11 protein-coding genes and 2 pseudogenes are annotated in these 15,099 nt (G+C 68.9%); 10 read left to right on the top strand and 3 right to left on the bottom strand.

Features of this window, described 5'->3' with window-relative positions:
- Window positions 1-190: 190 nt before the first annotated feature.
- A complete protein-coding gene (locus ABZZ20_RS23760; RefSeq protein ID WP_356872664.1) occupies window positions 191-2,542 on the bottom strand; it encodes an ADP-ribosyltransferase domain-containing protein in 2,352 nt (783 codons plus the stop codon).
- Between the two features lie 471 nt (window positions 2,543-3,013).
- Here ABZZ20_RS23760 and ABZZ20_RS23755 point away from each other — a divergent pair, with 471 nt between their 5' ends.
- The 6 genes and pseudogenes from ABZZ20_RS23755 to ABZZ20_RS23730 all read left to right on the top strand — a co-directional run bounded on the left by ABZZ20_RS23755 (window position 3,014) and on the right by ABZZ20_RS23730 (window position 8,441).
- Window positions 3,014-3,139 carry a hypothetical protein gene (locus ABZZ20_RS23755; RefSeq protein ID WP_356872662.1) on the top strand — a complete coding sequence of 42 codons (126 nt, stop codon included), beginning with the start codon at window positions 3,014-3,016 and terminating at the stop codon, window positions 3,137-3,139.
- Window positions 3,136-4,368 (top strand): FAD-dependent oxidoreductase, encoded by a 1,233-nt coding sequence (locus ABZZ20_RS23750; RefSeq protein ID WP_356872660.1) that lies wholly within the window; start codon window positions 3,136-3,138, stop codon window positions 4,366-4,368. Before ABZZ20_RS23755 ends, ABZZ20_RS23750 begins: the two co-directional genes overlap by 4 nt.
- A gap of 136 nt (window positions 4,369-4,504) precedes the next feature.
- Window positions 4,505-5,008, top strand: a pseudogene (locus tag ABZZ20_RS23745) (sigma factor).
- A 56-nt stretch (window positions 5,009-5,064) separates the two neighbouring features.
- Window positions 5,065-5,469: a hypothetical protein gene (locus ABZZ20_RS23740; protein WP_356872658.1), complete on the top strand. Its 405-nt coding sequence runs from the start codon at window positions 5,065-5,067 to the stop codon at window positions 5,467-5,469.
- 432 nt (window positions 5,470-5,901) lie between these two features.
- Window positions 5,902-6,156, top strand: a complete 255-nt coding sequence (locus ABZZ20_RS23735) for a DUF6223 family protein (RefSeq protein ID WP_356872656.1) — start codon at window positions 5,902-5,904, stop codon at window positions 6,154-6,156.
- A 683-nt stretch (window positions 6,157-6,839) separates the two neighbouring features.
- Window positions 6,840-8,441 carry a sigma-70 family RNA polymerase sigma factor gene (locus ABZZ20_RS23730; protein WP_356872654.1) on the top strand — a complete coding sequence of 534 codons (1,602 nt, stop codon included), beginning with the start codon at window positions 6,840-6,842 and terminating at the stop codon, window positions 8,439-8,441.
- Between the two features lie 452 nt (window positions 8,442-8,893).
- On the opposite strand, the gene ABZZ20_RS23725 is transcribed toward ABZZ20_RS23730, so the two are convergent.
- On the bottom strand, window positions 8,894-9,805 hold the full coding sequence (locus tag ABZZ20_RS23725) for a LysR family transcriptional regulator (RefSeq protein ID WP_356872652.1): 912 nt from the start codon (window positions 9,803-9,805) through the stop codon (window positions 8,894-8,896).
- A 175-nt stretch (window positions 9,806-9,980) separates the two neighbouring features.
- Between ABZZ20_RS23725 and ABZZ20_RS23720 the strand changes: the two genes are divergently transcribed.
- The 4 genes and pseudogenes from ABZZ20_RS23720 to ABZZ20_RS23705 all read left to right on the top strand — a co-directional run.
- A complete protein-coding gene (locus ABZZ20_RS23720; RefSeq protein ID WP_356872650.1) occupies window positions 9,981-10,538 on the top strand; it encodes a dihydrofolate reductase family protein in 558 nt (185 codons plus the stop codon).
- Window positions 10,539-12,463: 1,925 nt separating this feature from the next.
- Entirely contained in the window at window positions 12,464-12,814 is a 351-nt protein-coding gene (locus ABZZ20_RS23715; protein WP_356872648.1) for a hypothetical protein, read from the top strand.
- A 97-nt stretch (window positions 12,815-12,911) separates the two neighbouring features.
- The gene (locus ABZZ20_RS23710) at window positions 12,912-13,448 is read left to right on the top strand and encodes a hypothetical protein (protein ID WP_356872646.1); all 537 of its coding nucleotides are present in this window, start codon (window positions 12,912-12,914) and stop codon (window positions 13,446-13,448) included.
- Between the two features lie 892 nt (window positions 13,449-14,340).
- Window positions 14,341-14,517 (top strand): annotated as a pseudogene (locus ABZZ20_RS23705) (IS5/IS1182 family transposase); the annotation flags it as partial.
- A gap of 66 nt (window positions 14,518-14,583) precedes the next feature.
- Here ABZZ20_RS23705 and ABZZ20_RS23700 read toward each other — a convergent pair.
- Complete coding sequence (locus ABZZ20_RS23700) at window positions 14,584-15,018, bottom strand: VOC family protein (RefSeq protein WP_356872644.1); 435 nt, start codon at window positions 15,016-15,018, stop codon at window positions 14,584-14,586.
- Between the last annotated feature and the right edge of the window lie 81 nt (window positions 15,019-15,099).

Here is a 15,099-nt window from a genome sequence, read left to right as displayed (position 1 = left end):
TGGATGGGATGGGACACTCGCCGGACGCATGGTCCTGGGATGCCCCCGAGGGGTGTAGGGGCAAGTGCCAGGGAGACCAGGATCTCGTCGATCACGACGAGGCGGACGCCTGCTCGGGTGGAGGTGTGGCGACGGTGGTCACGAACTGGCCCGTGTCATCCGCTGGGTGAGGGGATGACGAGACGGTGGGTCAGGACACCAGGGGAGCGGCGTCCACTTCGGTCAACTTGACCGTGCAGAGTCCGCCGCGCTCGCTCTTCACGTCCGTCACTTTGAGCTGAGTGCCCGGCGCGAGGATGTACTCCTCCTCCCCGGTGAAGGCGGAGAAGCTCCTGATCCCGACCGCCTGGGCGGGTGTCACCTCGAACAGCGTCCGCTTGCCGCGGCTGCCCAGGAAAGACCGTGCCACGTTCAGCTCGGAGGTGCACGAGGAGACGCCCCACCAGGTCACCGTCCGACCTACCGGGTACTGCGCCCGCAGGTCCAGCGACACACCGCGCCACAGCGGTTGCGTGTGGGCGGGCAGGCCCGAGAGCGCCGAGAACAGCAGCCGCAGGTAGGGCAGATAGGGCAAGACCCTGGTGCGGTCCGGGGAGCGGAGGACGGCGTTGATCTCGCGGTAGAAGGCGGACTCGCAGGTGTAGAGGTGCAGCGCGGCGATCGCGTCGGCGGACAGGCTGCCGGACGTCTCGTCCGCCCGCCGTTTGCCGAAGTCGTGTGACCGGTCGATGTGTCCGGCGAGCCCGGACAGCGTTTCGGCGACCGATGCGACGGCGTCCTGGAAGTCCATCAGCGGGGTATCGAACACGCCGGTGATCGCGGGGAGGACCAGGCCCTCGTCCTTGACGCTGGTGAGCCGCTCCAGGTACAGCTGGTGCAGGTTCATGGTCGACTCGATGAAAGCGCCCATGCGTGCCGCGACATCCCCGTCCGTACCGGCCGCCCCCTCGTTCCACCCCTTGCTCGGCAGCCAGTCGATCGCGTCGGCACCCAGCGACGCGAGGGCCTCGTTCACCATGGCGAAGTGGTCGCCCTCGCAGAAGACGTCACCCTGCGCCGCCGGGTTCGCGTGGTCGATGTGCCGGACCTCGACGTCCGGGTACTTCTCCTGGAGCCGTAGGACGACCCTCTTCAGGTTGCGGGCGTGCGCCCCCCACCAGGCGAACACGATCCCGCGGTCCTCCTCGTCGGCGTCCTGCTTGGCCTTGAGGATCTCCTCGACGATCCGTTCGGCGACGGGCCGCCAAAACGCCGTGTGCTGGTCGGCACCCATCGATCCGTCGCCGCTGGCGGTGAGCGATGCGTTCAACAACAGCACGCCCTGCGTGAGCATCGCCTGGAACCACTCCGGCGGCTGGACCGTGTCCCGCTCCTTCAACAGCGCGCGAACATCGGCGATGGGCGTCTTCTTGGCGATGCCGTACTTCCACATCGCCGCCGCCTTGATGATGCAGCGGATGCTGACGACCCTGCCGAACTGGCTGTCCTTCCAGTCGTTGAAGGCGTTGTCGAACATGGCTATGCCGGTCGCGCTCTCCGGCCGCGGGTACGGATTCTGGCCGAAGGCGACGACCTTCCACTTGTGTGGCGGGTTGGGCTTGAGAGCCTGGAAGGTCAGCTCACGGACCGGGACGACCTCGGGGCTTCGGCCCTTCCCGATGAACCGGGGGGCGTCCGGCAGCGCCTCGATCACGGGCTTCAGGAGCGGAAGCCAGGGCTCACCGCCGCCGTTGAAGAGTTCGGTGAGCGCCAGGGGGTCGTCCGCGTCGGGCTGGGTCGGCGCCGGGCCGTTGATCGCGTCAGTCATGGGGGATGGGCCTTCGATCGTCGTGTTCGAGGGATGGACGTGGCCGGCAGGGTGGTCGGCAGGGACGGACTCAGCGGTCTTCGGCGGCACGATGCGCACCCGCTGGTCGACGGGGGCGCTCTCGATGCCGCTCAGCTGCGTGATGATCGTGGCGCGCAGCTCGTCGTCATCCTCGAACCAGTGGTCGTGGAAGAGCGTGTACCCGGTCCACATCAGGTTGGCGCACAGCCTGGCCGGGACCCGACCGGTTTGCGCGCCCATCCCGACCAGCGCCACGGAGCGGATACTGCCCGGCGTCTGCCGGTTCTGCCGGTGGACGGCCTGGAACGCGGCAGCGCATGCCATGGCCACGTTCAGTGTGGCACTCACGTTCTGCGAGAACTGCACCATGGTCGGCGTCGATATCAGGTACCGGGGGACGGTCGCCCCCGACGGGACGCAGACCGCACTGCCCACCGGGAGGGCTCCGGCGAACCGATCGCGGATCGCCCGCTGTACGCGTAGCTGGATGCCGGATCCGAGGTGCCGCTTGATGACGGCATCGACCCCGCCGTCCATCCGACCCCGGGAGTTCGTCGGGGTGACCCAGGCGTCGACGTCCTCGTCGAGGATCGAACCCCTGCGGATCTCGATGCCGGGGGTGTCCGCGAACGCCGCCCGCCACGCCTCCACCACGCGCTCGTTCACGTCTGTCAGCACCACCCTCAGCGCGGGCTGAACACTGCTCTCGGTCATCGTCCACTCCTGTCGGGAAACGGCCCCTGCAACACCCCCCGAACGTAACCGCCACCACTGACAACGCCGCTGCAGAAGGGTGATGATGACCGGCCGTCATGGCTGCGGGGACACCCCTCCGACCGGCCTGCGGCCACAGCCGGTCCTACGGGGCACGGCCTGGCCAGATCCCTTCGCTCCGCCGCGCGCACCAACAATGAGGCGCACCCGTGGACGCCGCCGCCCGCTGCAGAACGGGCACCCGCACCGGACCTGTCCGGTCCCGGCTGCCGGGCCGCAGCCAGCCCCCGCCCCTGCTGCCGGTGCGGCTTCGGTCCACGCTCCAGTCCCCGCCTCGGCGCTGGAGGCGGTGGGGTGAGCGGGGACTTCGCGTGCCGAGCCCACACCTGCGGAGTGATCTGCATCACAGGCTGTCACAGCGGTCAGCCGCACGGTGTCTTGAGGCTGACCCCTTGAGACAGAGGAGACAGCATGACCGAGAAGATCGAGGCGGTCGTGATCGGCAGCGGATACACAGGCGTCAGTTCCCGTCAGCAATCAGGGCGCTGTTCCGCCCAATTCACCAGGAGCAAGCGAGCCGACAGGGGCAACTCATGAAGCACCGCATCATCGTCCTCGGCGCCGGCTATGCCGGGGCCTACGTGGCCGGGACCCTGGCCCGCCGGCTGTCCCCGGCGGACACCGAGATCACCGTGGTCAACGCCGAGCCGGCCTTCGTCCAGCGGCTGTGGCTGCACCAGCTCGCGGCCGGCCAGGAGATCGAGGCTCCGCAGCTCGCCGACGTCTTCGTGGGCACGGGGATACGGCTGCGCCTGGCCCGTGTCACCGCCGTCGACCCCGAACGCCAGGTCGTCGCCGTGGCCGACGCCGACGGCGGAAGCGGCGAGCTCGGCTACGACACGCTTCTCTACGCGCTCGGCAGCCACGGCGCCGACCACGGCGTCCCCGGCGTGGCCGAGCACGCCTTCGACGTCACCGGCCGGCCCTCCGCGCTGCGTCTGCGCGAGCGCCTGGACAGCCTGGGCAGGCGGGACGGAGGCCGGCGGGTGCTGGTCGTCGGCGACGGGTTGACCGGCATCGAGACCGCCACCGAGATCGCCGAATCCCGGCCCGGCCTGTCGGTGACGCTGCTCGCCCGAGGGGAGCTGGGCGCCCCGCTCTCCGCCGGAGCCCGCAGCCACCTGCGCCAGGCCTGCGACCGGCTGGGCATCACCGTCCTGGAGCACACCGAGGTCGAAGCCGTCGAAGCGGCGCGGGTGCTGTGCGCCGACGGCACTGCCCTGGCGTCCGACGCGACCGTGTGGACGGCCGGGTTCGCGGTCAGCCCCATCGCCGCCGCAGGCGGGCTGGAGGTCACCGAGAACGGTCGGATCGTCGTCGATCGCACCATGCGCTCTCTCTCGCACCCGAACGTCTACGCCGCCGGTGACAGCGTCTACGCCATCGGTGACAACGGCCGGCCGCTGCCGATGTCCTGCGCTTCGGCCGGTTACACCGGCATGCAGGCCGCGGCCGCGATCGTGGGACGCTTGACCGGCCGCAAGATCGCGAACACCAGGCTGGAGTACCTGGGCAACCACATCAGCCTCGGGCGGCGGGACGGGATCCTGCAGTTGGTCGACGACGAAGCGCAGGCGAAGCCCAAGTACGTGGGCGGCCGGAAGGCTGCGCGGATCAAGGCGGGCATCCTCAAGATGTCGTTGTGGGCCACCTCGCACCCGACCTTCGGTCTGCCCAAGCGCAAGCGCCACTTGGCCGCCGCGCCGGGTCTGTCCGTCGAGAAGACGGTCCGACCCCTGGAAAGCGAAGGGGTCACCCATGGCTGAGAACACCTGTCTCGTCGTGCAAAGCGGGCCCCGGGGCGACCACCGCCGGCAACTGTTGCAGTCCAAGCCCCGGCGAGGCGTCGGCCAGCGTGGTGCGGGCAGCCTGACCTCGCATTCGATGCGGAGAGACCGAGAGATGACCGACCACACCACCGACCTGGCGACCGAAGCGTTCGTCGCCCACCGCAACCTGCTGTTCACCGTCGCCTACGAGATGCTCGGATCGGCGGTTGACGCCGAGGACGTCCTCCAGGAGACCTGGCTGTGATGGGTCAGGGTCGACGTGGGACGGCGCGCCCTTGAGACCGGGAACCCGCAGGACCTCCTCGACGTACTCGCCCCCGACGTCGTTCTGCTCAGCGACGGCGGCGGCGTCAAGAGGGCCGCACTGCATCCGGTCATCGGCGCCGAGAAGATCGTCGGCTTCTACCTCGGCGGCTCCGCCAAGGCCGAAGCCACCATCACCCGGGAGCCCACCGTGGTCAACGGCAGCCCCGCACTCGCCGTACACGTGGGCGGCGAGCTCGACGGCGTCATGGCCGTCCGTGTTGAGGACGCCCGCATCGCCGGCCTCTACTTCGTCCGCAACCCCGAGAAGCTGACCCACGTCACCTCCGAGACCCCGCTCACCCTGCGCTGACGCCAACGGCTCGGACAGCAGCGTCTGTTGCCGCACACCACAAGGGAGACCACACCATGACCAGACGAACGGCGGCTGCACAGGACGGCCTCACCTTTCTCAAAACCGCGACAGCCCTGCAGACCCTGACCCTTTTCTTCCAGGCGGTCACCGCGGGCATGCTGCTGACCTCGTCCCACGGCTATCTGATGCACGACGTCGGATCGAAGGTGATGTACGCGGCCGCCATGCTGTACCTGCTCGCCGCGATCCTGGCCTGGCGCCCGGGCGGCGGATCCCCCCGCCCTGTCTTGTACGCCACCGGCTTCCTCGTCCTCGCCTCGGCGCAGGTCGTGCTGGGCATCGCCCACGCGCCCTCGTTCCATGTCCCCCTGGGCGTGGTGATGTTCGCCCTCAGCACCCTGGCCCTGGTCCAGACACTGTCCCCGCACTGGCTGCTGCGCCCCGCTGCCAGGTCGTAGCCGCCGAGCGCAACCGCTGTGGATCGGCCGGGGCGACCTCGACGGTGAACCCAACGGTCACGAGGGCCGTGGGCGGCAACGGCCGGCCGGTCCCAGATGCCTGGTGCGACTCCGGACGGTCATCGCCGGCGTCGCCGTTCAACAGCGATCGAGTCGCAATTCACAGCCATGCCCGGGCCCCTGGGACCCGCGATCTCATGAATGACCAGTTCAGGCCCATATCAGAAAGGCAGGGCACCTCATGCCCCTTCGATCCCTGCGGCCCCTTCGATCCGTGCTTGCCGTGACCGCTGCCGTCCTGATCGGCGGATTCGCGTTCGCCGGACCGGCCGCGGCGGACCCCTCGGTCCAACCGGTCGCCGCAAGCATCTACACCGTGAGCATCGGCCAATCGGGGCCTCCCTGTCGGCGCTGGTCGGCCTCCTCGGCGCGGTGGGCGGCGGTCTGGCCCTGGCCCGCCCCACCAGGCAGGGACACATCGCCACCTGGGCCCGGCGGAGCGGAGCTGTCACGGCTCTCGCGGCGGGTGTGGTCGCCGTGGCCGTCGGCGGGACGGTCGCGGCCACCGCCGACGGCGGTCTCAGCACCGGCAACGGGCTCGGCGGCGCCTACTTCGCCATGCTCCTGGGCCTGATCGCCGTCACCCTCGGCTGGCTGGCCCGCTCCCGTTCCCGCCGAACCCGCTGATCTCATCGCGCATCCTCGGCAATGCCCCAGCCGTACTCGGTGGGCCACCCCGGCCGCAGCCCTGGTCAGAGCACCCCCGCCGCCGGGCGGGCAGTGGAGGCAAGGCCGGGCAGCCGCAGCGGCCGTGGGCAGCCCCCGCACATGAACGACCGTCGCCCGTACGACCTCCGGCACGACGGCGCCGACCTCGCCCAGGGCGACCCGCCACCGGCCCACGTCCGGACCGTACAACTCCGTTCATGTCGAAGGCAATCAGGGTGAGCGCAGGGCTGCCGTCTCCCGGCAGCACGCCGGGTGAGGTGGGCACACCGGTGGCCAGCGGCACTGACCCGGACGCCCTAAGTACAAGCCGGTCCCCGTGACACCAGTGGCGGCGTCGTGGCGTGGTGGCGTGACCCACGTCGCGCGTCCACAGGTCGCCGCGATGGACCTCGCCCCGCTGTGTGCCTTCCGACGACGTACTCCGCCGCCCCTGAAACCGGGCTCACCCGCGGTTCGTTCTGACCGTCCGCCCATGCTGAACTGCACCGTGCGCCCGGACTGGCGACGAGCGTCCGTTTGCCTGAACGTCCTGGGAGCGTGCACACTTGCGCGAATTCCGGCCGGGCGCAGCGTCGCACCCCTCAAACAGACCGGCCCGGTACCGACCGTGCCGGCCATCGGCAAGCCAGCAGGAGCAGGTGTTGAGTACATCGGGCACAGGCCGTCAGCAGGACCTCCAAAGCGTCAGCGACGCGCAGCTGTGCGCACTGCTGCGCGCGCACACCTCGACGTCCGATCCCGAGATCAGCGACGTGATGGGCGAGGTGTTCGCCCGTCACCATTCCGCCGTACTCGCCTACGCCCGCACGTGTTGCCGAGACCTGTCCACCGCCCAGGACCTTGCGGCCGAGGCCTTCACCCGAACCTACCGGGCAGTCGCCTGGGGTGCCGGACCCGAGCACGCCTGGCGCCCGTACCTGCTCACCTGCGTGCGCCGGTTGGCCAGCACGTGGGCACGTGACGGTGCCCGGACCCAGCTGTCCGACGACTTCGAGAAGTGGGCTGAGGACCTCTCCGACGGGCAGGACATCGAGGGGGCCGTCCTTTCGGCGGAAGAGGGATCGCTGGTCTTGCGGGCCTACCAGTCGCTGCCGGAGCGCTGGCAGGCCGTGCTGTGGCACGCGGTCGTCGAGGACGAGCCTGCCGCCGCGACCGCCGCCCGCCTCGGAATATCGGCAGGAGGCGTCGGCTCGCTCGTCGCGCGTGCACGGGAAGGCCTGCGGGAGGCGTACCTGCGCGCCCACTTGGACCAGACCGCGAGCGAGGAGTGCCGCCACTACGGAGCGCAGATCGCCGCCTCGCTTCGCAGGCCGGGCAAGCGCGTCACCCAGGATCTTCGCCGCCACCTTCAGAGTTGCGACGACTGCACCCGGGCCGAACGCGACCTGCGAGACGCCAACGGCCGTCTGGGCGCGCTCCTGGCGGGTGGAATCCTGCTGTGGGTCCCCAGCTCGTTCCTGGCGTCCATAGGCGGACACGGTGCCCACCTCTCAGTAGGCGCGCTGGGCGGGGTCAAGCTTGCGGGCGCGCGGATCGGCGCCGCGAAATGGGCTGCTACGGCGGCCGTCGCGGGAACGACGGCGACCGCGGTCTTCCTGCTGCCGACCGACGCTCCGAACCGGCCCGACCCGGCCGCACCCACGAGACCAACCGCAAGTGCGGCCCCGATACCGTCGGTGACCCCGCTCGTGGCTGTTGCCACCTCGGCGTCGGCCACAGCCACACCGACTCTTGCCACCGCAACGTCAGCCGTCGCCACGCCCGCCTCGCCGTCGCCCTCGAACGGTTCCGCAGGCATACCCCTGGTCAACGTCGGCTCGGGTCTGTGCGTCGGCCTGGCCGACGGTGGTTCTGACGGGCCGTTGGAGCTTGAGCAGTGCACCGGAAAGCCTTCCCAGGGATGGCAGCGCCTGCCGGCCCGTCAGGGCACCTATCAACTCCGCAACACGGGTACCGGGACCTGCCTCGACGGAACCACCGCTGGTGGGAATGTCGTTGCGGTCTCCCTCCGCACCTGCCGGTCCGGCACGGAACTCACGACGCAGCTGTGGAGGTTCGAACCGGATGCACGACCGGGCGCGTTCCGGATCTGGTTCGTACCACCGGTCAGGGGGAGTGACTACTCCGACCATCTGCTGGGCCCGCGGGACTGGCCGAAGGCCAACCCTCCACATCCGGGCTCGACCATGGTGCACCTTCCCAACTACTACAACTCCGTCAATTTCCTCTTCGCCCTGGGGTGAGTGCACGTGGACGGGTGCGCGCATTCGGCCACTGAGGAGGCCGGAGCCACCCAGCCGCCGTCGACGGTAGCCGGGCGCGGCCCCGTCCGTTTCTCGGGACGCGAGGCAAGCGCCAAGGCGGCTGCCCGGCTCCCGTGTTCTCGACAGAGGGCGTCGCGCTGCTCCCGGTCGTACGGCCCTCGGGGACTGGCGGGCGGTGTTGGTGAACCGGCGCCGGCTGTTCTGCAAGGTGCCGCCCAAGCGCGAGGGCGGCTGGAAGACCTCGCCCAAGACGAAGACCGTGTGTCAGTCACCCGCCTCTTCCAGCTCATGCAGCAGGCCGTCACCAAGCCGGCGGGGAGCGTCATTCCAGCCATGCCGTACGCGGGCGGAGCACGGGGGCGCGAACCGTCGGACCCGCAGCCGCCCGGTGCACCCAGTTTGGTGTCCGGCCTCCAAGCACCTCAGTGGGGTCAGTGGGATGCATCCAGGTAGACGCGGTTGGCGACTTCCTGGGCGGTGTGGGCGAAGGCTCGGATGCGTGGGGTGTTGTTTGCTTTCAGCCAGACGGGGGCCCAGTCGATGGGCGGAGCGTCGGAGAACGGGACGTAAGCGACATCGGGGCGGGCGTAAAAGCGGGTTGCCTGGGCTCCGACGATGTAACCTCCGCAGCCCGCTGCGATGAGTTGCAGGGCTTCCTGGAAGGTCTCGAAGTGGGGGCCGGGGGGAACGGCCCTGCCTTGCGGGGTGCGCTCCGGCCAGCGGTCGGCGGGCCAGTCGCCGGGCAGAGCGCCGGCCAGTCGCAGGAGCGGGATGGTCGCCAGATCTTCCATGGTCAGGTTCTTGCGGTGAGCGAAGGGGTGTCCGACAGGGACGGCCAGCATGCGGGGTTCGGAGATCAGTACGGGGCCGACGACCATGTCGGGCTCGGAGATCGGCAGGCTCAGGACGAGGACGTCCACGTCGCCCGCGCGCAGTCGCGCGACGGCGTCGATGACCTGCGCTTCCCGGGCGTGGACGCGGCAGTCCGGGACGCGCTCCGGAAAGAGGTCTCGCGTTTGGTGGACGACCTGTCCTGCAGCGGCGCCGACGAAGCCGACTCGCAGCGTGGTGAGCGTGTGGCGGACGCTGGCGATCGCGCGATCGAGGCCGGCCTGGATCTGTTCGTAGCCCGGCCTCAGGTCGTCGTGCAGCCGGTGGCCGAGTGGGGTCAGGCGGACACTGCGGTTGGTGCGTTCGAACAGCGGCGCCCCGATGTGCCGTTCCAACTTCCTGATGGTCTGGCTGATCCGGCCCGTGGTGACGTTCAGGCGTTGGGCGGTGCGCCCGAAGTGTAGTTCCTCGGCCAGGGTGAGGAACGCTTCGAGTTCCAGGCGTTCGAGCACCGGGCCTCCTGGTCGTGGATCCGAGTGTTGAATCTGGTTAAACGTGGGTTCCAGTATCAGACGTTGTTTGGCTGATCTTCAAGGGAGAACCTGGTCCATAAGGCGCGGCAGTGTTGACCGCTCAGCCGAGACGCCTCATCACCCTGTTTCGCAAGTCGACCTTAGGAGAACTCCTGTGGGCAAGATCGTCGCCCTTACCTATCTGTCGCTCGACGGCGTCATGGAGAACCCGGCCTGGACCGGCCCGTACTTCAACGCCGAACACGCCGCGTACGCCCATGACCGCATGTTCTCCGCCGATGCCTTGCTGCTGGGACGCGTCACCTACGAGGGGATGGCCGCTGCCTGGCCGCACATGGAGGAATCGGAGGGCGAGGGCGCCGTCCGTATGAACACGCTCCCCAAGCACGTGGTCTCCACGACCCTGCGGGAAGCCGAGTGGAACGCCACCGTGGTCCGCGGCGACCTGGCCACCGAGATCCCCAAGATCAAGGACCAGTACACGGGCGACGTTCTGATCTACGCCAGCGGCGACCTGCAGAACTCGCTGATCGAACTCGGGCTGGTCGACGAACTCAAGCTCTGGATCCACCCCGTCGTCGTCGGAAAGGGCAAGCGGCTGTTCCCCGAGGGCATCCCTTCCACCTCGTGGACCCTTGCCAGCACCACCACCTTCAGCACCGGCGCCGTGGTCCTCGACCTCCGTCCCGCCGGCCGGGGCGCTCAGGAGTAGAGGACTGACAGCACCTCATCTCCTGCATCAGCGTTCGTTGACGAGTTCAACAGCGTTCAGTGATCAACTCGCTCGTGGGTGTTGACGAGAGGCGACGGCCCTGCGGTGTGAGAGGCCGTGTGGCGTGTCGTTCACGTCAAGACGAAGCACCCCCTGTCGCTCCAGTTCGGTCAGTAGCGGCAGGGAAGGATCGATCTCGTTCCACCGCAGGTCCAGCTTTTCCAGCGGTGGCATTCACGGCGAGCCGGTACGGCAACTGGCTGAGGCGTTGCTCCGCAGGCCGATCTGCGGGAGCCGCGGGAGGCAGGCCAGCGGCTCCGGCGGATCGGCCACGGAGTTCTGCTCAGCCAGCTTGCCCGGCTCGTCGGGCACCGACGTGAGCGCGTTGTGTCCAAGGCCCAAGGTGTTCAGCAGGTACAGCCGTTCGATCCCTGGCAGGAGAGTCGTGAGTCTCCGTTGTCCGCGAGGATCAGTACGCGGAGCTCGGTCCGCTGCCAGACTGACTCTGGGCACTCGGGCACCTCTCCGAGCTCTTCACACGCGAGGTTCAGGGCATGCCTCACTGCCTTCTCCCTCTCGTCAGCGGTTTTGGGCCTGGATTCTCATCCGGCTTCGGGACCAGCAGCAAGATCGGAACGAGATAACCAGCCTCGGCGGAGGAGACCGCACCGCCAACTCGGGGCATCGTCAACACGCCCGGCCGGGGCTGCTGCCGTCGGCCTGCGCGAAGGGCAATGCCTGGCGGTGGCAGTACCTGCGCGGTGAGCGCCGGAACCACTTCCTGTCCGGCAGCGGCCGATCACCCCACCAGCGCCCTTACGCCGTGCGGAGGCACACAGACCGGTACGGTCCGGCCCTCGCCGGCAGGTTGTGGCGCGAGCGTCGCGTATCCGGGCTGGACGACATCGCGGAGCTGGGTCTTCCGATCCGCCAGGACCGCGCCGATGGGATCTGGGCGCAACGGGCCCGGACGCCGGTGTTCAGCACGACGAGGACTTCCTGTCCGCCGTACACCCGGCTGAATGCGTATAGCCCCGGCCCCGTGGCGTCGGACCATCGCACGTGCTGGCTACTTCTGTGCAACGAGGCGAGCCGGCGCCGGACTTCGATCAGCCTGCGCGTCCACCGGAACCCGGCGGAGGTCGTCTTGAATCCGCCGCCCGCTGAGCTCGGGGACGTGAAGAGCCCTTCGGGGACCATGTCCTCGCGATTGCGGGGTGAGGCCGGGTCGGCCGCCCCCTCGGGTTCCAGGCAACGTGTCGATTGGCGAAATCCCTGCTCGGTGCCGTAGTAGAGAGGAGCAGCATGCCGAGCGAGAACAGCAGGAATCCCATGGCTGCGTGGAGCGGGCCGGACGGTTCCCCGTACCGGAGGAACCGGTAGGCGACGTGGTTGTCGATGAACCTGATGGGGCATGCGTGTGCCGGGCCGAAGGCGTCGGATGCCCGGTGAAAGCTGTCTTCCAAGGATCGGGCGGGGGCTTGCCCGTGCAGCGCCCAGCTTTGGCGGTACTCGCCGTAGTTGTAGGCAGCGTCCATCCCGAGGCCGAGGCGGAGGCAGTCGGCGTGGGCGCCGCGGCAGCCCACCTCAAGCAGCCGCTGATAGAGCTGGTCAGCCCGCCTCGGGGCCGTCCGAGGGTCTGGCTTCGGAGTCCCTTTTCCAGGCTCCTGCCACGTGCTGGTGAGCATCGACGGTTGGGGAGTCGACGGATACCAGCCGCTCGATTTCGCCCGCCGCACCGGCGTTTGTCTGCGCGGCCCGGAGCATCCGCTCGTAGGTCTTGTCCGCCGATCCACAACCCAAGATCACTTTGACGACAGACCCTAGGGCAAGAGGGAGGGCGGCAGTGCCAACTCTCGGAAACGGCCCCACTCCGTGATCACCAGCTCCGATACTGGCGGGACGTCCATGCGAAGGAGTCGACCGTGACCGACGACGAGCAACAGCTCGCCGCCCTCCTCAATGACCTCCCCGGCCACGACGACGCCCCGTTCTGGCGCGGACTCAAGGAAGCCGCGGGCATCCACCGGATACGCTCTACCATGTCCTCCGCCGTCGAAAGTGCCCAGGACGGGGACTTTGAGGCGCTCGCAGAGTTCGTCCTCGACGTCTTCAACCGCGACACCCGGCTCAAGGACATCACCGCCGCCCTCGCCACCCATCTCGGAAGCACCCTGCGTGCTCGCGCCTGGATCGCCGACGCCATCGCGGCCGCGGACCGCGTCAACCGGAGCCACGTCGAGGACCCCCTCGATGAACTCGCCGAGAAGTGGTAATGGTGGCGGTCGGATCGGCAACCAGGATCCCGCTAGAAGTTCGTTTCATGCCGACCGCTGTCTCGGCGCTGCATGCGCAGTCGCCAAGGAGGATCCAGTGTCATCGTCGTACGACCCTCGGTACGCTCCCGCCGGAGATGTGGGTGCAGCGCTCATGGTCATTGACTCCCGACTCAAAGCGATCTACGACGGCACGACCGAGACCGGTCCGGAGCAGCGGCTGCTGATGGACCAGTTCATCGCGTCCTCGGGACCCGGGGGAGCCCGTGACCTGCTCGACGGCGCGTGCACACTCATCTACATGTTCATGACGTGGCTGCGGAAGGCGTACGAGGACCACGACAAAGACGTCATCGAGTACGTGGTGCCCAACCTCGTGGCCACGATGCGCACGATGCCCCGGAGCATCCGTCCCGAGACCATCCCCACCATGGCCGGGATGGTCATCGCGGCAGGCACTGGCCTGAGCCCCAACCTGTGGCGCAAGCAGTACGGGGACTGGACCAAGGAAGAGATGAACCCCCTGGAAGCCACGGCCTTCCTGCTCGCGGAGCACATCAATCGGCTCACGGGCGACCGCGACTACGCCACCCGCCTGATCACCAACGCTCTGTCCAGCGCGGAGCAGGACTGACCTGCGGCATCTTCAGAAGTCTCCTGGGTGGGGTCCGCGTACGCAGCAGCAGCTCCGCGACGCCACGAAGGAACTGCCCGAGTCGTGCTGAGGGTTGGCCGAAGACCCTGCGTCGGGCCCGAGCGAGCCGCATGGCCCGGCGGAGGTGCGGAAGCGCACCCGGCGTGAACGTGGAAGGCCCGCACGGCGCGGACCTCCCCGCGGGTGCCTCAGTCCTCGGCGATACCTGCGTGGCCGAGTCCATCGTCCAGGGTCCCGTCACGGTTGGGCAGGCGGCGAGGAGCCGTACGAGCGCTCCGCGGGGTACCGCCTACAGCACGGGAACGGTCCAGCGCACCGGCGAGAAAACCCGGACGAGCTGGGCGGGCGGTGACGTGCAGGAGTACGTCCGGGCAGCCCCGTCCGAAGGCGTCCACCGGGCTGCCCACCACGATGCCGACTCGGCGGCCCGTCGGGCCGTCCACGAGGTGGGCTCACGTCCCACACTTGCCGTGCCACGTCGACGCACACGCCGACCGGAGGTCGGTCAGGGGCGCCCCTCCGCGGCGCACCGCGCACCGCCCGGCGGCCCGTACCGTGTCCGAACAGCGCGAACCCGCCGGTCAGCAGGTCGGCTTCCCGGAGTGCGACGGCGCCGTCGGCGCGGGCGGGAATGGGCATGACAGCGCCCCTATCGGCAGGCCCGTCATGGGGCGCGCGGATATCCGTCACGGCCGAAGCCCCCTTCCGGGGCGTCGCCGGGAAGGGGGCTTCGGGGTCGTCGCGGATCGGCGGGCGCCAGCGGCGTCGAGAACGCGGCGGATGGCCTTCGGGGCGACGCAACAGCGCCGGGCCGGCCTCGCCCCCGCATCCGTGCGGACGCCCCCGATCGACGGATCTCAGTAACCGGTCACCGGGCCGCCGCGAACGCGGCCAGACCGAACTGCCTGCATGGACCGCGCCCGCGTCGAGCACGTCTTCGCGCGGATGAATGACCTGGAAGATCCTTAGCGAATGCCGTCTGAAGGGCGACGGCATTCACACCGCGATGCTCGGCATCGCCCGACTGCACAACCTCGCCCTCACGGGACGGCTCCCGCCCCTTCAAGAGAGGCCCAGGGGAAACGGTTCCCCACCTCGCCGGCTCGGAGGATGCTCAGTCGAGACAGAACTCGTTGCCCTCGATGTCCTGCATCACGATGCACGACTCGTTGGTGTCATCGGCAAGCAGCGTCCGCACGTGTACCGCGCCGAGCGCGACCAGTCGTGCGCACTCGGCCTGGAGTGTGGCGAGGCGTTCCTCACCCACGAGCCCGGTGCCGGCCCGCACGCAGAGATGCACCCGATTCTTGACGACCTTGCCTTCGGGAACGCGCTGGAAGAGTAGCCGCGGGCCCGCACCTGAGGGGTCAATGCAGGAGAACCATTGCACCTGATGCTCAGGCGGCAGCGAGCGATGGTAGTCGTCCCACGTGTCAAACCCCTTCGGCACCGGCGATACGACGTACCCCAACACCTCGCACCAGAAACGAGCGAGGCGCTCAGGTCCTGCACAGTCAAAGGTGACTTGAAACTGCTTGATCGATGACATCGGTGCACCATAACAGGGCGGACTCTCTGGCCCATTCGCCCGTGTGGATCCGCATGTTGTCGGGAGGACGGGCCCCTTCTA

This window comes from Streptomyces sp. NPDC006430, from assembly GCF_040612395.1.
Taxonomy (GTDB): domain Bacteria; phylum Actinomycetota; class Actinomycetes; order Streptomycetales; family Streptomycetaceae; genus Streptomyces.
This window is presented reverse-complemented; position numbering and strand designations above follow the sequence as displayed.